Source organism: Methylobacterium sp. UNC378MF (assembly GCF_900103195.1).
Lineage (GTDB): Bacteria > Pseudomonadota > Alphaproteobacteria > Rhizobiales > Beijerinckiaceae > Methylobacterium.
Map to the genome: position 1 here is coordinate 140,038 of NZ_FMWU01000011.1, position 21,168 is coordinate 161,205.

Below are 21,168 nucleotides of genomic sequence, written 5' to 3' on the forward strand. Positions count from 1 at the left end.
GGGACGGCGGGCGCCCCCAGGCACATCACTGCATCTCCGCCTCAAGCAACCGGTTCGTGTCGGAGACCTTGCCGGCCAGTTCCAGGATCAGGAAGCGCTGGAAGGTGAGCGCGAGGTCCGGGCGCTCCCGCTCCATCCGGGCGAGGGCGGCGCGGTCGATGCCGACCACCCGGCAGGGGCTCTCGGCGATCGCGGTCGCGGTGCGCCGCCCGCCCTGAACCAGCGCGATCTCGCCGATCACCGTGCCCGCCGTGGTGGTGCGCAGGCGCAGGTTGCCGCGGCCGGCCACCTCCATCTCGATGGAAACTACGCCCTGCTCTAGGAAGTAGAGCGCATCGGCCGCCTCCCCCTGGCGCATCAGCGCCTCGCCCGCCGCCAGCGCGCGGACCGTGAGATACGGGGCGAAGTCCTCCGGTCCGACCGTGCGGCCCAGCCGGTCAGCCATGTGCCGGGCGAAGAGGGCGACCTCCCCCGGGCCGGCGCCACCGGCTTCCGCCAGCAGTGTCGCCTCGGCGGCGCGCAGGGCCTCGTCCAGCGTGTCGAGGATCCGGACATGCGCGCCGACGGCGAGAGCGTTGCGGGTGATCTGCAGGCGCGCTGTTGGATCGAGATGGACCAGCAGCACGTCGAAGCGCCGCTGCTCGGCGAGCTGGCCGACCTTGCGGAACGCGATCAGCGCCGAGCTGTCGAGCCCCACGGTCTCGCGGAAATCCAGGATCAGGACGCGCAGATCCCCGGCCTCCGCCGCGGCCCGTCGGTAGATCGCCTGCGCGTTGAGGAAGAACAGGTAGCCCTGCAGGGTGTAGATCCGGGTCCGGCCGCCGGCCGCCTCGAGCCGCGCGGCCGCGTCGGGACCGCGGATGACGCTGCTGCGCCGTTCCGCCCCGGAGAGCGACCGGCGGATTGCGCCGATCTGCCCGTACTGGACCCCGAAGATCAGGATCGCCAGCAGGACGCCGACGAGGAAGCCCGTGGTGGCCCCGAAGACCGCAGTGGCGGCGCACACGACCAGTGCGATGGCGATCTCCCAACCCGGCAGGGTCCGGGTGGCGACGCCGAGGTTGAACAGAAGCCCGATGCCGATGGCGATCAGGGCGCCGCCGGCCAGCGGGCGGGGCAGCAGCGCCAGGGGGCTCGCGCCGACGATGAGCAGAGCCGCCATGACCGCGAGGGTCAGCCACCAGCCGAGCCAGTGGCCGCCGCCGATATTGTGCAGTAGCAGCGTCGAGGTTCGGCCGAAGCCCATCGCGGAACTGCCGAACAGGCTGCCGACCAAGTTGGTGGCGCCCGAAGCGACGAACATCCGGTCGATGTCGAGGTCGCGCCGGATCTCCAGCTCGACGCTCACCACGTAGAGGATCTGGATGATCACCGCGACGACGACGAGGGTGGCGATCTTGGGCCAGATCGGCAGGAGCAGGTGCGGATCGAAGGCCAGCAGGCTGCCGATGGCGGGCGGCCGCAGCAGCGATCCCGCCGGCAGCGGCTCGATCAGCCATCCGGATGCCTGCCCGGCGGCGACGCTCGTGCCCGTCCAGGCCAGCCCGAGATGGACCACGGCGAGGCTCGACAGGATGACCGTGGGATAGGTGCCCCAGTGCCGGACGATCCGGGGCAGGTAGAAGGCGCAGAACCCGATGCCGAGGGTCAGGGCGATGCGCGCGAGCGCGCCGGCCTCGATCCGGCCCGGATCGAGGTTCGCGGGGTCGATGGCGCGGAGCAAGGCCGCGAGCGGATCGTCGACATGGCCGCCGATCTGCACGCCGCTGCGCAGGAACAGCAGCCCGACGCCGCCGAGGAAGCCGGCGAGCACCGGATAGGGCAGAAGCTGCACCAGCAGGGAGGCCCGCAGGGTGCCGAGAAGCGCGAAGATCACGCCGGTGGCGAAGGTCGAGACGCCGCAGGCGACGAGGACGAGCTGACCGACCGTCTCCGGATCGGTGATGCCCGCCGCCTCGAGCTGCCCGGCAACCGCCGCGGCGATCGCCGCCTGCACGATCGCGGCCGCGCCGATGAAGGACAGCGAGATCCGCGCGGTGCGCCGAAGCGCGATGAAGACGAGGCTGCCGAGCACGTAGGCCGCCAGCAGCGCCGACAGGCCGGCCGCGCGGCTCTCCGCCAGCGGTCCCGAGAAGATCAGCTGGGAGTAGCTGATGAGGTCGAGCAGCAGCACCATCACGGTGACAGACGCGGCGGCGGCGATGCGCGCCCCGCGCAGCACGGCCTCGCGGCCGCCGGCCCGGGAGGCGGTCCCGGCGGACGTCAGGTTGGATGTCGTCATCGGCACGGTACCCGCGTCTCGAAATCCCGATGGGGCGGACCTTGCAGATCCCATGCAATCACGCGCACGGATCGTCGCCGAATCGCAGGACCTGAACTGAGCCGCGCCAGTCCTTACCCGATGGCAGTTGCGGGCTTAAATTATCGTGCAGGCCGCTTCCAGGTCGCTTCGGCCCGGCGATATTGGCGGGGATCGCCGGGGACGGACCGCGCGTCACCAGCACCGCTTCCGATCGCGATACGACATGGACCAGGACAGGCGTCACTGGTCACCCGCGCCCGTGCGGGCCAAGGGCTACCCGGGGAGCCGGTTCTACCTGTCGATCCGGGGGAGGTCTCAATCCGCGGCCTTGCGTGGCCGCAGCACAGGCTTCGCCCCGTCATCCCGGGGCCGCGCAGCGGAGCCCAGGATGCAGAAGCGCCGACATGCCAGGGACTTGCGCCAACTGCGCTTCTGGATTCCAGGCTCGCCTCCGGCGCCCCGGAAAGACGGAGCTGATCAGCGAGTGTGGGCCATCGACACGGCGATGACGGTGCTGCCGACACGTCCCGTGCCTGAACGGGAAAGCGGATCCTGTCCCGACGTGATCGGAAGCGGCTCGCGCTGGCGGCGGTCCCGGGATCAGCGTGCGCTGACGCGACGGGCTCCGGTGCTCAGCGCGCCTCGCTGACCCGCTTGGTCGCCCGCTGCTCCTTCTTGTAGGCGGTGATCGCCGCCGAGCAATTGGCCGAGAGCTTCTTGAGATTGGCCTTGAAACAGGCCTCGACTTCCGGACCGCCCGGCGCATAGGCGCTGCAGTAATCCATGTAGTCGCCGGTGCAGTATTGCTTGAGCGCTTCCCGGGCTGGGGATTGCTCCGCGAAGGCCGCGGCGGGGCCGAGGCACAGACCGATGGCCAGGAAGGCCGTCTTGGTCGCAGTCATCGAAATCCTTCGCTCGTCCAGGCCGCGCGAGCGCGTCGCGCGGCGATGGGCGGGGCGGATGGGCGCCAAGCATGGCATGACGATGACGCCCGGACCGGCCGAACGCAGATCAGCCATGCCCTGGACCGTCGGCGGGACCGCCTCCGGTCAATGCGCGCCGACGCGGCGGGCCGGCACAAGGTCGTTGGCGATGATTTCGCCGAACGGGCCGTCGTTGCGGGCATTGCCGACCGGCCGGCCCGTCGTGGCGCGGAGCGGCAGCTTCGGGAAGACTAGCTCGGCGAAGCGATAGGCCTCCTCCAGGTGCGGGTAGCCCGAGAGGATGAAGCGGTCGATCCCGAGATCGATATACTCCTTCATCCGGTCGGCGACCTGATCGGCCGAGCCGACCAGGGCCGTTCCGGCGCCGCCGCGGACCAGGCCGACGCCGGCCCAGAGGTTCGGCGCTACCACGAGCTTGTCGCGATTGCCGCCATGGAGCGCCATCATCCGGCTCTGGCCCACGGAATCCTGCCGCTTGAGGGTCTCCTGCGCCTTGGCGATGGTGGCGTCGTCGAGCTTCGAGATCAGCTTCTCGGCGGCGTCCCAGGCCTCGGCCTCGGTCTCGCGGGCGATGACGTGCAGGCGGATACCGTACGAGAAGATCTTTCCGCGCTCCTCGGCGGCGCGGCGTGCGGCCGAAATCTTCTCGGCGACCTGAGCCGGGGGCTCGCCCCAGGTGAGGTAGACGTCGCAATGCTCGGCCGCCACCGCCATGCCGGGCGCCGACGAGCCGCCGAAATAAAGCGGCGGATAGGGCTTCTGCACCGGCGGGAAGATCACCCGGCCGTTCTCGGTGCGCAGGTGCTTCCCCTCGAACGTCACGGTCTCGCCCGCGAGCAGGCCGCGCCAGATCGTCAGGAACTCGTCGGTGACGGCGTAGCGCTCGTCGTGGGACAGGAACACGCCGTCGCCGGCGAGTTCCACCGGATCGCCGCCCGTGACGACGTTGATCAGGAGGCGCCCGTCCGAGATCCGGTCCAGGGTCGCGGTCATGCGGGCGGCCGCGGAGGGCTCCATCAGGCCCGGCCGCACCGCCACGAGGAAGCGCAGGCGCTTGGTCAGCGGCGCCAGCGCCGAGGCGACGATCCAGGAATCCTCGCAGGAGCGCCCGGTCGGCAGCAGCACGCCGTAATAGCCGAGCTCGTCGGCGCCTTGAGCGATCTGCCGGAGATAGTCGATCGAGACCTCGCGGGCCCCTTCCTGAGCGCCGAGATAGCGCCCGTCGCCGTGGGTCGGCAGGAACCAGAGGACGTCGGCGCGCCCGTCGGTCGATGCGGTCATCGGAATCTCCGTTGCGGTTCAGAGCATGGGGCGAACATCGGAAGCCCGTTTCTCCGACATCACGCGCTTCTACAAAAGCCCGTGCCTGCCATTGCTGCCGTGATGGATGAGAACGAATGGTAGCGTCCTTCCGGGGCCGCGCAGCGGAGCCCGGAATCCAGAGCTTCCCCAGGAGCCAGGATGAGGCATGCCATCCGGATGGGCCTGCAGGTCCGGATTTCGGGCTCTCGCCTGCGGCGCGCCCCGGAAGGACGGATCGGGGTCCGGATGCGGCACAGCACCTGTGAGGCCTCTTAGAGGGCCTGCGGGGTGCCGAGCAGGTGATCGAGGATGCGGCCTTCGAGACGTGCGAGATCCGGGTCTCCGCGCCGGCGCGGACGCGGCACCTCGACCCGCAGGTCGAGGGCGATGCGGCCGTCCTCAACCACGAGGATCCGGTCGGCGAGCGCCACCGCCTCGGCGACGTCGTGGGTGACCAGGAGCGCGGTGAACCCCTGCGCCCGCCAGATCCGCTCGATCAGGTCCTGCATGTCGATCCGGGTCAGGGCATCGAGGGCGCCGAGCGGCTCGTCGAGGGCGAGCAGGCCCGGCCGGCTCACCAGCGCCCGGGCCAGCGCCACGCGCTGCCGCTGGCCGCCCGACAGGGTCGCGGGCCACTGCCCGGCCTTGTCGGCGAGGCCGACCTCGGCGAGCGCGGCGCGCGCCCGCTCCCGCCGTTCGGCCCGGGAGCCGTGCCCGGACAGGCCGACCGCGACGTTGTCGACGACCCGCGCCCAGGGCAGGAGGCGCGGCTCCTGGAACATGATCCGCTTCGGCGGCTCGGACCGGCGGGCGCTGCCGGCCGGCCCTTCGAGATCGATCCGGCCGCCGGTGGGCGTCTCCAGTCCGAGGATCAGGCGGAGCAGGGTGCTCTTGCCGCAGCCGGAGCGGCCGACGACAGCGGTGAAGCCGCCGGCCGGCAGGAACAGGTTCAGCCCCTCGATGACGGCGTTGCCGTCGAAGCTCTTGTGCAGGTCGCGGACGGTGACGGCGATCCCGCGCCCGGCGGGCTCCGCGGCAGCGCGCCCCGATGCGGGGCTGCCGACGTGGTGGCCCGCCTCGCCGCCCGCATGCCGCGGATCGGAGCTCTGGTCGGGAAGCGCCTCGCGGCGGACGGCGTCGAGCAGCATCAGGCGCTCCTGTAGGCGGGGTTCCAGGCGAGGCAGGCGCGCTCGAGCTGGCGGGTCAGGGCGTCGGCGAGCTTGCCGAGGGCGGCGTAGATCAGGATCGCCAGCACGACGACGTCGACCAGCATGAATTCGCGGGCCTGCATGGCCATGTAGCCGAGTCCCGACGAGGCGGAGATCGTCTCGGCGACGATCAGCGTCAGCCACATGATGCCCAGTGCGTAACGCAGGCCCACGAAGATCGACGGCAGGGCGCCGGGCAGCACCACCCGGGTGAACAGCTCGGTGCGCGACATGCCGTAGACCCGGCCCATCTCGACGAGGCCCGGATCCACCGAGCGGATGCCGTGCAGGGTGTTGGCGTAGATCGGGAAGAACACGCCCAGCGCCACCAGGAACAGCTTGGCCTCCTCGCCGATGCCGAACCACAGGATCACCAGCGGGATCAGCGACAGGTGCGGTACGTTGCGCACCATCTGCACCGAGGTGTCGGTCAGCCGCTCCGACAGGCGCGACAGGCCGTTGGCGAGGCCGAGCGCGAAGCCGATGCCGCCGCCGACCACGAAGCCCGCGAGCGCTCGCAGGGTGCTGACGCCGAGATTGGTCCAGAGTTCCCCGGTCCGCCCGGCCTCCCAGCCGGCCCGGACCACGTCGAGGGGTGCCGGCATGAACCGGTTGGAGACGAGGCCGGATGAGACCGCGGCCTGCCACCCGAGGAGGATCACGGCTGGCACCAGCCAGGGCAGGGCCGTGTCGCGCAGGCGCTCGAGCTTGGAGGGGCGCATCAGCGGCTCTCCGCCCTGTTGTCGGCCTTGCGCGCGGGCGGGGTCCACACCGCGTCGGCGACCCGGATCGGCTTCGGCAGGAGACCGAGACCGTGGAAGGCGTCCGCGACCTTCTGCTGGTCAGCGATCGCGGCCGCGTCGAGGGGCGCGACGCCGTAGGACAGGCGCCCCAGCGCCACGCTGAGGACCGGCGCGGGAATGCCGACCGAGGGAGCGAGCTCCGCCGCCACGGCGTCGGCGTGGCCCTCGGCCCAGGCATCGACCTCCCCGATCGCCGTGAGCACGGCCGAGACGATCTCGGGACTCGTCTCGGTGAAGCCGCGCCGGGACAGGTAGAACTGGCGGTTGGGGGCGAGCGCCTGGCCGCCGATTCCCCGCCCGTCGACCAAGACCCGAGCACCCGTGGCGCGCTCGGCGGCTGCCTGGAACGGGTCCCAGATCACCCAGGCATCGACGGATCCGCGCACGAAGGCGGCATTGGCATCCGAGGGCGCCAGGAAAGCGAGCTTCACCGCGTCGTACGGGACGCCCGCCTGCTCCAAGGCGCGCACCAGAAGGTAGTGAACGTTCGACCCCTTGTTGAGGGCGATGGTCCTGCCGCGCAGGTCGGCGACGCTGCGGATCGGGCTGTCCTTGGGCACGAGGATCGCCTCGCCCCGCGGGGCCGGCGGCTCGGTGGCGACGTAGCGCAGGTCCGCGCTCGCGGCCTGGGCGAAGATCGGCGGCGCCTCGCCGGCCGAGCCGAAATCGATCGCCCCGGCATTCAGCGCTTCCAAGAGCGGCGGGCCGGAGGGGAACTCGGACCACGACACTGTGGTGCCCAAAGGCTGGAGCGCCTTCTCAAGGGTGCCGCGGCCCTTCAGCAGCACGAGGGAGCCGTATTTCTGGTAGCCGATCCGGATGCTGCCCGCCGCCCGGGCCGGGCGCAGAGCCGCGGTCGCGGCGAGGCCGAGGCCGGCGGACAGGAGCAGGCGGCGGCTCGGGGCGGGGCCGCTCACGGGCGACAGGGGCAGGGCGCGGGGCGTTCGGTCGGTCATGGCTCTCAGCGGTCGTTCTCAGCCGTTGCGGGCGGGCGCCGTCCAGACCGCGTCGGCGATCCGGATCGGCTTCGGGATCAGCTTCAGGGCGTGGAACCGGTCGGCGACCCGCTGCTGCGCGGCGATCACCCGGTCGGTCATCGGTCCGATCACGTAATCGGTCCGGTCCACCGCGCGGCGGGTCGCGGCCAGGGGCACGCCGGTGCCCTGCGACAGGAGGTCGGCGACGGCGCCGCGGTTCTGCGTGCACCACGCCGCCACCTCGGCGAGAGCGTCGATGGTGGCGGCCAGCGCGGCGCCCCGGCTCTCCGCGAAGGGCCGGCTCGCCAGGAAGAAGTTGTTCTGCAGGGCGATGTTGGTGGCGAGCGCCAGGACGCGGACCCCCTCCCCCGCCTCGGCGATGGCGAAGTACGGATCCCAGATCGTCCAGGCATCGATGCTGCCCCGGGCGAAGGCTGCCGCAGCATCGGCCGGCGCCAGGGTCACCGGCTCGATATCGGCGTAGGTCAGGCCCGCCTTCTCGAGGGCCGCGATGGTCAGGTTGTGGGCGCTCGACGCCTTTGCGAAGGCGACGCGCTTGCCCTTGAGGTCGGCCAGGGTGCGGATCCCCGAGCCCTTCGGCAGCAGGATCCCGAGCCCAGAGCCGCCGGCCTCCTGAGCGGCCGCGTAGACGAGGTTGGACCGGGCGGCCTGGGCGAAGATCGGCGGCGCGTCGCCGGTCTGCCCGAAATCGATCCCGTCCAGCGACAAGGCTTCGAGCAGCGGCGGCCCGAACGAGAACTCGGTCCAGCGTACCGTCTGCCCGAGCGGCTCAAGGCGCTTCTCGATCAGGCCCTGCTGCTTGGCGACGACCAGGATGCCGTTCTTCTGGTAGCCGATCCGCATCACGCCGGGCTCGGCCGCGCGGGCATCCGGAGCCAGGGCCGGTGCGAGTGGCAGGCCCGCGAGGGCGGCCAGCAGGGCGCGGCGGTCGACCATTGCCCGGTTCACTCGGCGGCGGCGAGGGCGAGGGGCGCGGCGGAGCGAGCGGCAGAGGGCGCGGCGGACGCCGCCCGGTGCACGAGCAGCGCGGCGAGCTGCCCGCCGGCTTCCGCGGCGCGGGCGCGCACGCCGCCCTCGGTGAGGACGCCATCGCTGAAATCGGGATCGGAGGCGTAGACCGCGGTGGGGATCTGGAGCGCGCCGAAGAAGCCGAAGAGCGGCCGGAAGGCGTGCTCGACCACGAGCGCGTGGCGCGCGCCGCCGCCCGTGGCCACGATCGCCACGGGCTTACCAGCCAGCGCCCCCGGATCGACCAGATCGAACAGGTGCTTGAACAGGCCGGTATAGGCGCCCTTGTAGACCGGCGAGCCGACCACCAGTCCGTCCGCGTCCTCGATGGCCGCGAGCACGCCGCGCGCCGCCGGCGAGAGCTGATCGCGGGCCCAGGCAGCGCCGAGGCCGGCTCCGGCATCGACGAAGTCGAGGATGCGCGCGTCTAGGGGGGCCCGGGCGCTGGCCTCGCGCAGCACGGCATCCACCAGCGTGCGGGTCTTGGAGGGCCGTTGCACGTTCGCGCTCAGCCCGACGAGTCTCGGTCGTGTCATTCCGGATGCCTTGCAGTGGAACAGGATGGCGGACCGCCCCGATCGCGAGGAGCGGGGAGTGCGCGGCCGGACATCCGAACAGGCCGCTAGAATTGATGGTCGGGTCTCCCGCCGTCAATGAAATGACGTTCCCAATTCTTCTGTGAAGGAAAAATGTTCTCCTCGAAATCGTGCGCCCGGCATGCGCTTTGATCTCGCCCGCCGCGCCAGCGGGCGATGATTTCTTGCGCACCGGCGGTCTGATCTGGCAAAAACCGGAGGTTCAGTCTCCCGTCCGGCGAAACGGGAGAAGACGGACCTCGGAACGCGGGAAGCCTTGGAACCGAATCGCCGCCCCCGGATCTCCGGATCTGCGCGGCGGCGAGGAGAGCCGAGGCGGCCGGATGGACCGCCAGCGCCGGATGCGCCGTTGCCGACGGTGCGCGACCGGCCGGGTCCGAAGCGGCCGGCCGGGCGCCTACTTGCGGGCGAGGAGGGGCAGCACGGTTCCGTCGTCGCCGTACTTGGTCCACATCTGCGCGCAGGCCTCCTCGGGGCGCTCGCGGAACTGCGCCAGCTCCGCATCGAGTTCCTGCTGCAAGGCAACCGAGCGCTTCTTCGTGAAGAAGTCGGCGTGGTTGAGGTGGTTCTCTCGCGAGAACTGGCGGAACCGCTCCGTATCGATCCGGACGTTCGGGCAGTTGCGCGCGGCCAGATCGGCCTCGATCCCTGGACGCAGCGCCGGGATGTCCTTCTGGAGCGCCGAGCGCCGGGCCTCGGCCCAGGTTCCGAAGGCGGCCCATGCCAGGATGGCTGCCACGAGAGGTGCGAACTTATTCATCGAACGACATGCCGCTGTGATGCGACAATCCAAATCTCGCACCTGCGATAAGTTCGAACTGAGCCGCATGTTGCCACACACATCTGTGTGTAAGCGCACATGGTGACGGCACGTATGCCGCGGTCGGCCCGCGACGCACCCGAATCCGGAATGGCGGTGCTCTCAATAGGCCGGAACGACGCGCGTCTCGGGCAGTGGCGCCCGCATCGTGAAACGCAGTCCCGAGGGCTGGAAGTCGAAGGCGATCTCCGCCTGACACTGGACCTTCAGCACGCGCTGCAGCAGCGTCGAGCCGAAGCCCTTCCGCGTCGGAGGCTCCGTGGCCGGACCGCCCCGCTCGGTCCAGTCCAGGTGGAGCATGCGCGCGGCCGGCGTCTGTTCGATATCCCAGCGGATCGCGATCCGGCCTTCCGGAACGGACAGTGCGCCGTGCTTGGCCGCGTTGGTCGTCAGCTCGTGGATGGCCATGCCGGTCGGGACCGCGAGGTCGCCCATCAGGTCGATCGCGGGGCCCTCCAGCTTGATGCGGGCGCCCTCGACGTCGTTGTAGGGGCCTAACTCGTTCATCAGCATCTCGCGCAGGGGCGCCTGCTGCCAGTAATCCTCGGTCAGGAGATTGTGGGTCTTGGCCAGCGAGATCACCCGCGCCGAGAACGCCGCGTAGAACGCGTCGACGCTGGTGGCGGACCGGGCCGAGGCCCCGAGCAGCGCCTGCACGGTCGCCAGCGTGTTCTTCACCCGGTGATGCAGCTCGCGGATCAGGAGCGCCTGCCGCTCGGTCGTGCGCTCGCGCTCCTCAAGGTAGGCCCGCGCCTCAAGCTGCCGGCGCTTGGCGCGATGGGCGGAGCGGGCGGCCATGACCAGCGTCGCCGGATGGAACGGGCGTTCCAGCACGCTGACGTTGCCCAGCATGTCGGTCAGCTGCGCGTTGGGCTCGGCGCCCCGCAGCCGCAGGAGGATGAACGGGAAATCGGACCAGGGCGGCTGCGCGGCGATCCAGTCCGCCAGCGCCTGCCGGTTCGAGGACAGCAGCGCCTCCTCGGTGAGGATCGCGCCGGCGGCCGTGTCGAGCCGGGAGACCACCTCGGCGAGGTTGGCGCACACCTGTGATGCGATCCGCGCCTCACCGAGGATGGTCGCGGCGACGACCGCGTCGCGGCCACCGGGCGTGAAGATAAGAACCGGCAGTTCAGCCTCACTCATCAGCCGCGCGGATCGGCAGGAGGGACGACCGCTCACCCTCGAATGTCGGAACGCCGGTCATGATACCTCGGAATGCGCTGAGCGGTTCGCCAACGCGGATCCCGTCGGAGTCGATCCGCAATTCGCGGATCGCGTCCTCGTGGCTGCCGGTGCGCTTCTTCACGACCGAGATCGCGCGCCGCAGCCGCCCCTCGGCCTCGAAGGTGCGGAACAGCAGGATCGTGTCGCTGAGGTAGGTGAGATCCACGTTCGTGCCCATCGCCCCGATCATGCCGTGCTGGGCCAGGACGAGGAGCGAGAGCACGCCCTGCTGGTTCAGGTAGGTCAGCAACTCGTGCATCTGCAGGAGCAGAAAATTCTCCTCCGGCATGGCGTTGTGATAGCCGGTCAGGGAGTCGATCACGACCATCGTCACGCGCTCGTGCTCGACCGCGTTCTGGACGATGTCGGCGAGTTCGCCGGGCGAGACCTCGGCCGGGTCGATCTGCTCGACGATGAGCGCTCCGGCGGCGATCGCGTCGTCGACCGGCATGGCGAGGCCGCGGGCCCGGCGACTGAGGACGCCGGTGGTCTCGTCGAAGCTGAGGATCAGCGCCCGCTCGCCGCGGGCGATCGCCGCGGTGACGCAGGTGAGCGCCACCGTGGACTTGCCGACGCCGGACGGGCCGATCAGCATCGTGCTGGTGCCCCGGTCGAGGCCGCCGCCGAGCAGTTGGTCCAGTTCGGGGCTGCCCGTGCCGCACTGGTCGTCGGGGAAGGTGCCGAGATGGTCGGCCGCGACGAGGCGTGGGAACACCGTGAGCCCGCCGCGCCGGATGATGTAGTCGTGGAACCCGCCCCGGAACGGCGTGCCGCGCATCTTGATCACGCGCAGGCGCCGGCGCTCGCCGCCGTACAGAGGCGCGAGCTGCTCCAGCCGGACCACGGCATGGCTGAGACTGTGCAGGTTCAGGTCGTCCGTCTCGGCGGTGAGATCGTCGAGGAGCAGTGCCGTGGTGTTCTGGATGAGCAGGAAGCTGCGCAGGGCGTGGACCTGCCTGCGGTAGCGCAGCGATCCCTGCGAGAGCGCCCGGATCTCCGAGAGGCTGTCGAACACGACGCGCTGCGGCTTGAGCCGCTCGATCTCGGCGATCGCCATCCGGACGGTCTCGCCGAGTTCGAGGTCGGACGAGTGGACGAGGCTCTGCTGCTGCCCGGGATCGAGGCTGAGTTCCGGCGCGACGAGCTCGCAGATCTCGATGCCGTCGAGGGACCAGCCGTGGCGCTCCGCGACGTTCAGGAGCTCGCGCCGGCTCTCCGAGAGCGTGATGTACAGGCAGCGCTCGCCCCGGCGCACGCCGTCGAGGAGGAACTGCATCGCCAGCGTCGTCTTGCCGGATCCGGGCCGCCCCTCGATGAGGTGCGAGCGCTGGGACGCGTAGCCGCCGGCCAGGATGTGGTCGAGGCCGGTCACCCCGGTGGAGACCGGTGCCGCGTCGTGATCGGTCTCTGCCATGTCGAGGTCTCTGCCGTCGTCCCACGGGCCCGGCCCGTCGACCGCGCGACGGAACGCGGAGCCCGGTCTCGTACACGAAGGCGCGCGCAGCGCGAAACGCCGCCGCGCCGCCGGCACAGCGATCCGGTCCGACGGGCGCGGCGCGACCGGCCGGCCTCGGCAGATGCGAGGGCCGGCGTGCACGGGCCCGCGGTTGCAGGCCGGCCCCTCTCCCGACCGGGTCCGAGGGCCCGGCTTCCGCAGGGAACAGGCGCCGGGGTGAGCGGACCGCTACTGGCTGCCCGGGCCCTTCGCGAGGCCCGCCAGGGTGAACAGGTCCACCGACAGCTTCGCGCCGATCACGAAGGCGTCCGGGATCGGCTTCGGACGGAACGGGAAGCGGGTCTGGTCCGGGTCGATCACGTATTGCAGGTTCGGCATCAGCCGCACCGCCGGGGTGAGCTGGATGCCGTAGCTCAGCTCCAGGATGGTCTGCAGGGACTCGACGTTCCGGGTGCCGAGCCCCAGCGACGTGCGCGCCGCCCGGATGTTGGCCGTGCCCAGCGGCGAGAGCTTCTCCATGGCGAAGACGAGGCCGAGGGTGTCGTAGGGCCGACCCGGGAAGGTGCCGGTCAGCACGGCGCCGCCCTCCAGGAAGTAATCCTGGGTCTGCCGGCCGCCGGTGCCGCCGATCACGACGCCGAACACAGACAGGCCCTGGACGCCGCTCGGGTCCGGCCGCCAGACCATCTGGTCGAAGCGCGCGTAGACCGCCGAGCGCCCGAACCGGGTCAGCGGATCGAGACCGCTGAAGACCTGGGCCCCGCCCCGCTGGTCGAGCACGGGATCCTTGTAGTCCGACCGGTCGAAGACGGCGCCGATGCTGTAGTTGCGCGGCAGCGGATCGTTGCCGAAATTGGTCGAGTAGCCGACCTCCACCGGCACCAGGAATCCGGTGGCGCCGCTGGTCGACCAGTCGATCCCGTTCTGGGTCGGCAGCTGGTCGCGCGGGTTCACCTCGTAGATGCCGGCATGCAGGAACACCTTGTCGCTGACCCAGGCTTTGGCATGGCCACCCCAAGTGGCGATCGGCCAGTAGGTGAAGTTCGTCAGCTTGAAGATGGATTTCGGCGCGCCGCAGGTCGCGTTGTTCTGGAAATTGCAGTAGAGCGGCGAGCCCAGGAAGTTGGGATTGGCGAGAATCCGGCCGACCTCGATGTCGAGCCGGTTGTCGAGCAGCTTCTGCTCGTAGGACAGCATGGTGAGATGGGCGGTCTGGCCGCCACCATAGATCTCCTGCACACTGCCGTTGAAGCCGATGTCATCCTGCGCCAGGCTTCGGCCGTGGCGCTGGGTGACGATTGTGTGGACCGAGCCGCCGTCGAATCCGGCGAGGCGGCCGAGATCGGCGTCGAGGCCGAAGGCGATCTGGCCTGCATAGGCCGATCCCTGCCGGATGCCGCCGGACGGGTTGGCGGCGAACTCGCCCGTGTAGTTCAGGATCATGCTGATCCCGTTGCCGAGATCGAGGGTGCCCGGCGGCAGGCTGGGCGGCGTCGCGCTGCTGCCCTGCACGTCGAGGCTGGCCGCGGCGCTGCTGGCGCCCGAGAAGCTCCGCGCCTCCCGGATGACTCGCCGCCGGGCGCGGTTCGCCCGGTACCTCGCCTTCTGCGCCGGGCTCGCCTTCGGCCCCGGATTGACCAGAGAGGGTCCTCCGTCCGGAGCCGTCGCTTCAACCTGCGCGATCGCCGGGCGTGCGCCCGCCGTGACCGTCGCGGCGCAGAATGCGAGCGCGGCCCATCGCCATTGCTTTCTCATGTGTGACTCCCCCTTAACCGCGCGGCCTTGCCTGGCTCTGTCGCGTTCGTGTCCCGCAGGGGCCTCCCGGTCAGTCCGTGAAGGCCTCCACCGTGCGGCGCTCGCCGCGCAGGAAGGCGTCGGCAGCGTGGATCAGCGGATTCAGGTCGACGTCGCTGGCGCCGGAGCGGACCAGGACGGCGAATCTTTCGTAGAGGCCGCGGTACTCCGCCTCGGGCGGGAGCGGCTGGTCGCGGTCGCCGATCGTGAGGACGGCCCCGCCCTGTGACAGGACCAGCGGACCGTCATCGGTCTCGACCCGGATGTCCCAGGTCTGCGGCCCGGTCTGGCGCCAGTCGAACCGCGCCCGGATCGGTGTGCCGGCGGCATCCGCGAAATGCAGGTCGGCGGCGATCGGCGCCTGCCGGTTCTCCGGCACCGACAGGGTCGCGCCGGTGAGGAAGAACGGCGGCAGGATGTGGGTGGCGATCGACAGGGCGTTGATCCCCGGGTCGAACACGCCCATCCCGCCCGCGTCCCAGATCCAGTCCTGGCCCGGGTGCCAGTGCCGGACATCCTCCAGCCAGGCGATCGCCACCGACCTGATCCGGCGGCCCGACAGCCATCGGCGGGCGGGCTCCACCCCCGGCGCGAAGCGGGAATGCCAACTCGCAAACAGGCTCACGCCCCGGTCCCGCGCGGCCGCGACCAGGAGCCCGACCTCGGCCAGCGTCGCCCCCGGGGGCTTTTCGAGGAAGACGTGGCGGCCCGAAGCGATCCCCGCCAGGGCGGCCGCGAACCGCGCCTGGGGCGGCTGGCACAGGGCGATGGCGTCGAGATCGCTGTGCGCCGCCAGCATATCCTGCAGACTGCGGTAGCTCGGTACCCCGTCGAGGCCGCCCTGCCGGCTCGCCACCGCCACGAGGCTGTAATCCGGCGAGGCGGCGATGACCGGCAGATGCTGGTCGCGGGCGATCTTGCCGACGCCCACGAGGCCGATGCGGATCGGGTTCGCCATGGTCAGAGCACCCGCACGATCGGGTCGGCGGCCGGAGCCACCACCAGGGGATTGCGCAGGGGCAGCCCGAACGGTGCGGCCTCGATCTCGAACACGTCGCCGGGCCGGGTCGCGACGCCGTCGCTGAACGACAGGGTCGCGGTCCCGAAGAAGTGGACGTGCACGTCGCCGGGCCGCCGGAAGGGTGCGTATTTGAAGTGGTGCCGCTCCAGGTTGGCGATGCTGTGGGACATGTTGGCCTCCCCGGAGAGGAACGGCTTCTCCCAGAGCACGGTGCCGTCCCGCAGGATGCGGCTGGTCCCGCGCACGTCCGACGGCAGGGCTCCGAGCCAGAGCTCCGGGCCGAGGGCGGCCGGGCGAAGCTTGGAATGGGCGAGCCACAGGTAGTTGCCGCGCTCGGTCACGTGGTCGGAGAACTCGTTCGCCAGGGCGAAGCCGAGGCGCGCCGGGGTTCCGTCGCCGTCGATCAGGTAGATCCCGGCGATCTCCGGCTCCTCGCCGCCGTCGCGGGCGAAGGCGGGCGAGACCAGCGGCTCGCCGGAGGCGACCAGGCAGGAGCCGTCGCCCTTGTAGGACCATTCGGGCTGGGCCCCGGCCTCGCCCGGTGCCGGCTTGCCGCCCTCGACCCCCATCCGGAACAGGCGCATCGAATCGGTCGGCTCCGAATCGGCCGCCGCGCGGTGCATCGCGTCGCGGCCCTCCGCGGAGCCGAGATGGGTCAGGCCGGTACCGCTCAGCAGCAGATGGGCAGGATCCGCGTGGTCGATGGGCGGCAGGAGCCGGACCGCGTCGAGATCGACCGGCGCGCCGAGCCCCGCCCGATCGGCCGTCGCGGCCAGATCGTCTCCCGCCGCGAGGGCCCGGCGCGCCAGGGTAAGCACGCTGTCCACACCGAGCACCCGCCGCGCCCGGCCGCCGGCGATCATCGCGACGCCCCGCTGCCCGTCGACGGCTCGGAACTGTAGGAGTGATCGTCCCATCTGCTTCCTCCCGGGGACGACCGCTTCGGGGCGTCCTGAATGCGCGGCCGTCGAGGGTCGCGCGGCGGCCTGTCAGCGGCCGGGTTGCGGGGCGAGAACGCCGTCGATCCGGCGTGCGCGGTGCCAGGGATTGTCCGGGCGCAGGAGGGGCGGCAGGAGCGCTTCGGGCCGGTCCTGGTTGCAGACCGGCCGGAGGAACCGCTCGACTGCCAGCGTGCCCAACGAGCTGCTGCGGCCGTCCGAGCTCGCCGGGAAGGGCCCGCCATGCACCATCGCGGGGGCGACCTCCGCGCCGGTCGGCCGGCCTTGCGAGCCAGCACCGGGTCGATCATCGCCCGGATCCACGCGCCGGAACGGACGAGATCGGCGAACAGGCGCAGCCGACCGACCGTGCGGGCGGGCTCGCCCTCCAGCCGCCTGCGCGGCAGCCCGGTCTCGCACATCGGCGGCTCGATGAGGGGGCCGAGATTCATGATGCCTTCGGCCACAGCTTCGAGGCAGCGCGCGCGTGTAACTGGAACCGTCTCCGAGACGTGCGGGAAGGCGGCCTCCGCCAATCCGCACGCAGCCGCGACCTCCGCGGGCCCAGCGGTCGATAAGGCCGGCTCCAGGGCTGCCCCGATGGCTGGATCGACGGCCCGGAAGGCCTCGGCCGTGGCCACGTCGGCGGCGCCGATGAGGACGCTGCCGCAGATTGTGACGGGCCCTGGCGGTTCAATACTCATACAATTAAGCTAGAGCAGTTCGCCTCTCCCTGCAAGCGTGGCCGCGACCACGGCGCAGGGGGTGTTCCCCTTTGCGCTCCTACAACTTCAGGATACGATCACGTCCATCCTGCCCCGACCCGGTGGCCCGGACTGAAGGTGGACGAGGTGAGGCAGGATCGCGGTCTGGAGAACATCACGCTGCCCCTCGCGTCGGGCTCGCGCCGCATCCACGGCTCGGTCGCCCGCGATCTGGGTGTGGCGATCCTCGGCGGCCGCTACGCGCCCGGGGACGTGCTGCCCGGGGAGATCGAGTTCTCGGAAAAGCTGAACGTCTCGCGCACCGCCTATCGCGAGGCGATTCGCATCCTGAGCGCCAAGGGGCTCGTCGAGAGCCGCCCGCGCACCGGGACGCGCGTGACTCAGCGCAGCCGCTGGAACCTGCTCGATCCCGACATCCTCGCCTGGGCCTTCGAATCGGAGCCGAGCGAGGCGTTCATCCGCGACCTGTTCGAGCTGCGGATGATCGTCGAGCCGGCCGCGGCCGCGCTCGCGGCCGAGCGGCGCTCGGGCCTCGACATCGCCCGGATGGGGCACGCCCTGGAGGAGATGGGCCGCCACGGCCTCGCCACCGAGGCCGGACGGGCCGCCGACCAGGCCTTCCACAACACGATCCTGGAAGCGGCCCGCAATGGGGCGCTGATGGCCCTGTCCAGCTCCATCGCCGCCGCGGTGACCTGGACGACGATCTTCAAGCATCGCCGCCAGGGCCTACCCCGGGACCCGCTGCCGGATCACCGCGCCCTCTACGATGCGATCGTGGCGGGCGACCCGGCGGCCGCCCGCGCGACCATGACCGAACTCGTCCGCCTCGCCCTCGCCGATACCAAGATGGCGCTGCGGCCCTGACGGCGGCCGGCGGCGCCCGCGCCGCCGACCCGGGATCCGGCCTCAGTGATTGTCGCGCGGCACGCCCTGCGTCTGCGCGATGCGCTGGAACGCCTCGGCGCCCTCCAGGATGGCCCCGGTGTGCATCTGCCCCACCGCGGCGCGCTGCATCGCCTGCCAGGGCGTCTGCGAGGCCGGGTAGGCGTAGCCGCCCGCCGCCTCGAGGGCGCTGCGGCGGCGGGCGATCTCGTCGGCGTCGACCAGCATGTCGGCGGTGCCGCGGCGCAGGTCGATCCGCACCCGGTCGCCCGTGCGCAGGAGCGCAAGGCCACCGCCGGCCGCAGCCTCGGGCGAGGCGTTGAGGATCGAGGGCGAGCCCGAGGTGCCGGATTGGCGCCCGTCGCCGAGGCAGGGCAGCGCGTGCACACCCGCCCGGATCAGCTGCGCGGGCGGGCGCATGTTCACCACCTCCGCAGCCCCCGGGTAGCCCACCGGCCCGGCCCCGCGCATGACCAAGAGGGTCTCCTCGGTGATGCCGAGGCTCGGGTCGTCGATCCGGGCGTGGTAATCCTCCGGTCCGTCGAAGACCACGACCGGGCCCTCGAAAGCGTCCGGATCCTCCGGGTTCGACAGGTAGCGGCTGCGGAACTCTTCGCCGATGACGCTGGTCTTCATCACCGCGGCGTCGAACAGGTTGCCGCGCAGGACCAGGAAGCCGGCCGCCTCCTTGAGCGGCCGGTCGATCGGCCGGATCACGTCCTCGTCCTCGATCGCGGTGCCCCGGCAATTGTCGCCGAGGCTGCGCCCGTTGACCGTCAGCGCGCCCTCGCGGATCAGGTTGCGGCGCATCAGCTGCGCCACCACCGCCGGGAGGCTGCCGGCACGGTAGTAATCCTCGCCGAGATAGGTGCCCGCCGGCTGCAGGTTGACGAGGAGCGGGACGTCGAGACCGTGGGCCTGCCAGTCCGTGATGTCGAGTTCGACGCCCATGTGGCGGGCGATCGCCGCGAGGTGGATCGGCGCGTTGGTCGAGCCGCCGATCGCGGAATTGACCGCGATGGCGTTGAGGAAGGCGTCGCGGGTCAGGATGTCGGAGGGCTTCAGGTCCTCGGCCACCATGGCGACGATGCGCTTGCCGGTCTGATAGGCGGCCTCCTGCCGGTCGCGGTAGGGCGCCGGGATCGCGGCCGAGCCGGGCAGCATCATGCCCAGGGCCTCGGCGAGCGTGTTCATCGTGGTGGCGGTGCCCATCGTGTTGCAGAAGCCGGTCGAGGGCGCCGACGAGGTCACCAGCTTGATGAAGCCGTCATGGTCGATCTCGCCGGCCGCAAGCATCTCGCGGGCCTTCCAGACGATCGTGCCGGAGCCCGTGCGCTGGCCCTTGAACCAGCCGTTGAGCATCGGTCCCACCGACAGGGCGATGGCCGGGATGTTCACGGTGGCGGCCGCCATCAGGCAGGCCGGGGTGGTCTTGTCGCAGCCCGTGGTCAGCACGACCCCGTCCAGCGGGTAGCCGTAGAGCAGTTCCACGAGGCCCAGATAGGCGAGGTTGCGGTCGAGGCCGGCGGTCGGCCGCTTGCCGGTCTCCTGGATCGGGTGGACGGGGAATTCCAGGACGATCCCGCCCGCCTCGCGGATGCCCTCGCGGATCCGCTCCGCGAGGACGAGGTGGTGGCGATTGCACGGGGACAGGTCCGAGCCGGTCTGGGCGATGCCGATGATCGGCTTGCCCGAGCGCAGCTCCTCCAGGCTGAGGCCGAAGTTCAGGTAGCGCTCCAAATAGAGCGCCGTCATGTCGATATTGTCGGGGTTGTCGAACCATGCGCGCGAGCGCAGGGGCCGTGCAATCGGTTGGTCTGTCATTTCTGGGTCCGATGGGCGGGGCTGGTCGAGAAGCGGTAGGTGATCACGTTCCGGTAGGTGTTGCCGGGATCGAGCCGGGCGGAGCCGAAGGCCGGCTGGTTCGGCGTGTCGGGGAAGAGTTCCGGCTCCAGCGCCAGGGCGTCCGACTGGCGGTAGGCGAGGCCGGATTTACCGACCGCGGTCGCGTTGAGGAAGTTGCCGGCATAGAACTGAAGCCCGGGCTGGTTGCTCGCCACGTCGAGGATGCGGCCCGATTTCGGATCCTCGACCCGCGCCACGGGGTGCGGCTCGGCCGTGGGGGCGTCGGTCACCACCCAGTTGTGGTCGTAGCCGCGCCCGCGCACGATCTGCTCGTCCCGCCCGTCGCGGATGTGCGCGCCGATCACGGTAGGCTTGCGGAAGTCGAAGGGCGTGCCGGCCACCGGCAGATGCGCGCCGGTCGGGATCAGGGTGGCGTCGACCGGCGTGAAGCGCTCCGCCGGGATGGTCAGGGTCTGGTCGAGGATCGTGCGGCCCGAACCCTCCCCCGCGAGGTTGAAGAAGCTGTGGTTGGTCAGGTTGACGATCGTCGGCTTGTCGGTGGTCGCCTCGTAGGTGATCGTGAGCGTGTTCGTGTCGTCCAGCGTGTAGGTGGCGGTCGCCGTCAGCGTCCCCGGATAGCCCTCCTCGCCGTCCGGGCTGACGTAGCGCAGGGTGACCGAAGGGCTCGCGCCGCCCGTGACCGCGGTGATCGTCCAGAGCCGCTTGTCGAAGCCGGCCGCGCCGCCGTGCAGCGCGTTCGGGCCGTCGTTGGTGGCCAGCGTGTAGGTCTGGCCGTCGAGGGTGAAGCGCCCGGCGCGGATGCGGTTGGCGTAGCGCCCGACGCTCACGCCGAAATAGTTGCCCTTGGTCAGGTAGGAGGCGAGGTCGTTGTAGCCGAGCACTACATCCGCGGCCTTGCCGGACCGGTCTGGCACGTCGAGGCTCCGCAGGAGCGCCCCCCACGACAGGATCCGCGCCGTGACGCCCTTGCCGTTCGTCAGCGTCACCTCCTCGACCGTCCTTCCGTCGGGCAGCGTGCCGAACACCGTCCGGGTCGGCTCGGCCGCCCGGGCCGGTGCCAGCGTCAGGCCCGGTATGGCCGCACAGGCGCACAGCGCCAGGGATCCCACTCCACGCATCGCGTTCTCCCCCCTCGTGACTCCGCCCGTCCCGCCGGTCCTGCGCCGGCTCGCGACGGGGCGCGCGGTTGACGGCCGCGGACCCGATATATACTCAGACAAATAGAATGGACAACACTGGACCCCGACAAGGCGGCCCGGAAGACGGAGGACGACGCCG

The 21,168-nt window shown here is 71.0% G+C and carries 18 protein-coding genes; 1 reads left to right on the plus strand and 17 read right to left on the minus strand.

Annotated elements, in window-relative coordinates:
* Positions 1-25: 25 nt before the first annotated feature.
* The 15 genes from BLT59_RS13575 to BLT59_RS13645 form a co-directional block, all read right to left on the minus strand.
* A complete protein-coding gene (locus BLT59_RS13575; RefSeq protein ID WP_091780682.1) occupies positions 26-2,281 on the minus strand; it encodes a cyclic nucleotide-binding domain-containing protein in 2,256 nt (751 codons plus the stop codon).
* Between the two features lie 653 nt (positions 2,282-2,934).
* Positions 2,935-3,204 (minus strand): hypothetical protein, encoded by a 270-nt coding sequence (locus tag BLT59_RS13580; protein ID WP_091780851.1) that lies wholly within the window; start codon positions 3,202-3,204, stop codon positions 2,935-2,937.
* A gap of 147 nt (positions 3,205-3,351) precedes the next feature.
* On the minus strand, positions 3,352-4,527 hold the full coding sequence (gene ssuD, locus BLT59_RS13585) for an FMNH2-dependent alkanesulfonate monooxygenase (protein ID WP_091780685.1): 1,176 nt from the start codon (positions 4,525-4,527) through the stop codon (positions 3,352-3,354).
* 293 nt (positions 4,528-4,820) lie between these two features.
* On the minus strand, positions 4,821-5,696 hold the full coding sequence (locus BLT59_RS13590) for an ATP-binding cassette domain-containing protein (protein ID WP_091780688.1): 876 nt from the start codon (positions 5,694-5,696) through the stop codon (positions 4,821-4,823).
* The gene (gene ssuC / locus BLT59_RS13595) at positions 5,696-6,478 is read right to left on the minus strand and encodes an aliphatic sulfonate ABC transporter permease SsuC (protein WP_091780690.1); all 783 of its coding nucleotides are present in this window, start codon (positions 6,476-6,478) and stop codon (positions 5,696-5,698) included. Before ssuC ends, BLT59_RS13590 begins: the two co-directional genes overlap by 1 nt.
* Positions 6,478-7,515, minus strand: coding sequence for a sulfonate ABC transporter substrate-binding protein (locus tag BLT59_RS13600; RefSeq protein WP_091780692.1), 1,038 nt, complete (start codon positions 7,513-7,515; stop codon positions 6,478-6,480). The genes ssuC and BLT59_RS13600 overlap by 1 nt, the downstream gene beginning before the upstream one ends.
* A gap of 18 nt (positions 7,516-7,533) precedes the next feature.
* A complete protein-coding gene (locus BLT59_RS13605) occupies positions 7,534-8,493 on the minus strand; it encodes an aliphatic sulfonate ABC transporter substrate-binding protein (RefSeq protein ID WP_091780694.1) in 960 nt (319 codons plus the stop codon).
* Positions 8,494-8,501: 8 nt separating this feature from the next.
* On the minus strand, positions 8,502-9,101 hold the full coding sequence (msuE, locus tag BLT59_RS13610) for an FMN reductase (protein ID WP_091780696.1): 600 nt from the start codon (positions 9,099-9,101) through the stop codon (positions 8,502-8,504).
* Between the two features lie 457 nt (positions 9,102-9,558).
* Positions 9,559-9,921, minus strand: a complete 363-nt coding sequence (locus BLT59_RS13615) for a hypothetical protein (protein ID WP_091780698.1) — start codon at positions 9,919-9,921, stop codon at positions 9,559-9,561.
* A gap of 162 nt (positions 9,922-10,083) precedes the next feature.
* Complete coding sequence (locus BLT59_RS13620; RefSeq protein ID WP_091780699.1) at positions 10,084-11,124, minus strand: sensor histidine kinase; 1,041 nt, start codon at positions 11,122-11,124, stop codon at positions 10,084-10,086.
* Complete coding sequence (locus BLT59_RS13625; protein WP_091780700.1) at positions 11,117-12,619, minus strand: ATPase domain-containing protein; 1,503 nt, start codon at positions 12,617-12,619, stop codon at positions 11,117-11,119. Before BLT59_RS13625 ends, BLT59_RS13620 begins: the two co-directional genes overlap by 8 nt.
* Before the next feature lie 270 nt (positions 12,620-12,889).
* Positions 12,890-14,416: a carbohydrate porin gene (locus tag BLT59_RS13630; RefSeq protein WP_091780702.1), complete on the minus strand. Its 1,527-nt coding sequence runs from the start codon at positions 14,414-14,416 to the stop codon at positions 12,890-12,892.
* Positions 14,417-14,486: 70 nt separating this feature from the next.
* Entirely contained in the window at positions 14,487-15,413 is a 927-nt protein-coding gene (locus tag BLT59_RS13635; RefSeq protein WP_091780704.1) for a Gfo/Idh/MocA family protein, read from the minus strand.
* A gap of 2 nt (positions 15,414-15,415) precedes the next feature.
* The gene (araD1, locus tag BLT59_RS13640; RefSeq protein ID WP_091780706.1) at positions 15,416-16,393 is read right to left on the minus strand and encodes an AraD1 family protein; all 978 of its coding nucleotides are present in this window, start codon (positions 16,391-16,393) and stop codon (positions 15,416-15,418) included.
* Positions 16,394-16,465: 72 nt separating this feature from the next.
* Positions 16,466-16,615, minus strand: a complete 150-nt coding sequence (locus tag BLT59_RS13645) for a hypothetical protein (protein WP_175544010.1) — start codon at positions 16,613-16,615, stop codon at positions 16,466-16,468.
* Between the two features lie 641 nt (positions 16,616-17,256).
* Between BLT59_RS13645 and BLT59_RS13650 the strand changes: the two genes are divergently transcribed.
* Positions 17,257-18,006, plus strand: a complete 750-nt coding sequence (locus tag BLT59_RS13650) for a FadR/GntR family transcriptional regulator (protein WP_244513975.1) — start codon at positions 17,257-17,259, stop codon at positions 18,004-18,006.
* A 42-nt stretch (positions 18,007-18,048) separates the two neighbouring features.
* On the opposite strand, the gene BLT59_RS13655 is transcribed toward BLT59_RS13650, so the two are convergent.
* Together BLT59_RS13655 and BLT59_RS13660 are read right to left on the minus strand one after the other, a co-directional pair.
* Positions 18,049-19,848: an IlvD/Edd family dehydratase gene (locus BLT59_RS13655; RefSeq protein ID WP_091780709.1), complete on the minus strand. Its 1,800-nt coding sequence runs from the start codon at positions 19,846-19,848 to the stop codon at positions 18,049-18,051.
* Positions 19,845-21,008 (minus strand): aldose epimerase family protein, encoded by a 1,164-nt coding sequence (locus tag BLT59_RS13660; RefSeq protein WP_175544011.1) that lies wholly within the window; start codon positions 21,006-21,008, stop codon positions 19,845-19,847. The genes BLT59_RS13655 and BLT59_RS13660 overlap by 4 nt, the downstream gene beginning before the upstream one ends.
* Between the last annotated feature and the right edge of the window lie 160 nt (positions 21,009-21,168).

Coding starts and splice junctions, on each gene's coding strand:
- ssuC (WP_091780690.1), bottom strand. CDS start 6,478: ATGCGCCCCTCCAAGCTCGAGCGCCTGCGCGACACGGCCCTGCCCTGG.
- BLT59_RS13660 (WP_175544011.1), bottom strand. CDS start 21,008: ATGCGTGGAGTGGGATCCCTGGCGCTGTGCGCCTGTGCGGCCATACCG.
- BLT59_RS13625 (WP_091780700.1), bottom strand. CDS start 12,619: ATGGCAGAGACCGATCACGACGCGGCACCGGTCTCCACCGGGGTGACC.
- BLT59_RS13590 (WP_091780688.1), bottom strand. CDS start 5,696: ATGCTGCTCGACGCCGTCCGCCGCGAGGCGCTTCCCGACCAGAGCTCC.
- msuE (WP_091780696.1), bottom strand. CDS start 9,101: ATGACACGACCGAGACTCGTCGGGCTGAGCGCGAACGTGCAACGGCCC.
- BLT59_RS13615 (WP_091780698.1), bottom strand. CDS start 9,921: ATGAATAAGTTCGCACCTCTCGTGGCAGCCATCCTGGCATGGGCCGCC.
- BLT59_RS13635 (WP_091780704.1), bottom strand. CDS start 15,413: ATGGCGAACCCGATCCGCATCGGCCTCGTGGGCGTCGGCAAGATCGCC.
- BLT59_RS13600 (WP_091780692.1), bottom strand. CDS start 7,515: ATGACCGACCGAACGCCCCGCGCCCTGCCCCTGTCGCCCGTGAGCGGC.
- araD1 (WP_091780706.1), bottom strand. CDS start 16,393: ATGGGACGATCACTCCTACAGTTCCGAGCCGTCGACGGGCAGCGGGGC.
- BLT59_RS13655 (WP_091780709.1), bottom strand. CDS start 19,848: ATGACAGACCAACCGATTGCACGGCCCCTGCGCTCGCGCGCATGGTTC.
- ssuD (WP_091780685.1), bottom strand. CDS start 4,527: ATGACCGCATCGACCGACGGGCGCGCCGACGTCCTCTGGTTCCTGCCG.
- BLT59_RS13620 (WP_091780699.1), bottom strand. CDS start 11,124: ATGAGTGAGGCTGAACTGCCGGTTCTTATCTTCACGCCCGGTGGCCGC.
- BLT59_RS13605 (WP_091780694.1), bottom strand. CDS start 8,493: ATGGTCGACCGCCGCGCCCTGCTGGCCGCCCTCGCGGGCCTGCCACTC.
- BLT59_RS13575 (WP_091780682.1), bottom strand. CDS start 2,281: ATGACGACATCCAACCTGACGTCCGCCGGGACCGCCTCCCGGGCCGGC.
- BLT59_RS13630 (WP_091780702.1), bottom strand. CDS start 14,416: ATGAGAAAGCAATGGCGATGGGCCGCGCTCGCATTCTGCGCCGCGACG.
- BLT59_RS13580 (WP_091780851.1), bottom strand. CDS start 3,204: ATGACTGCGACCAAGACGGCCTTCCTGGCCATCGGTCTGTGCCTCGGC.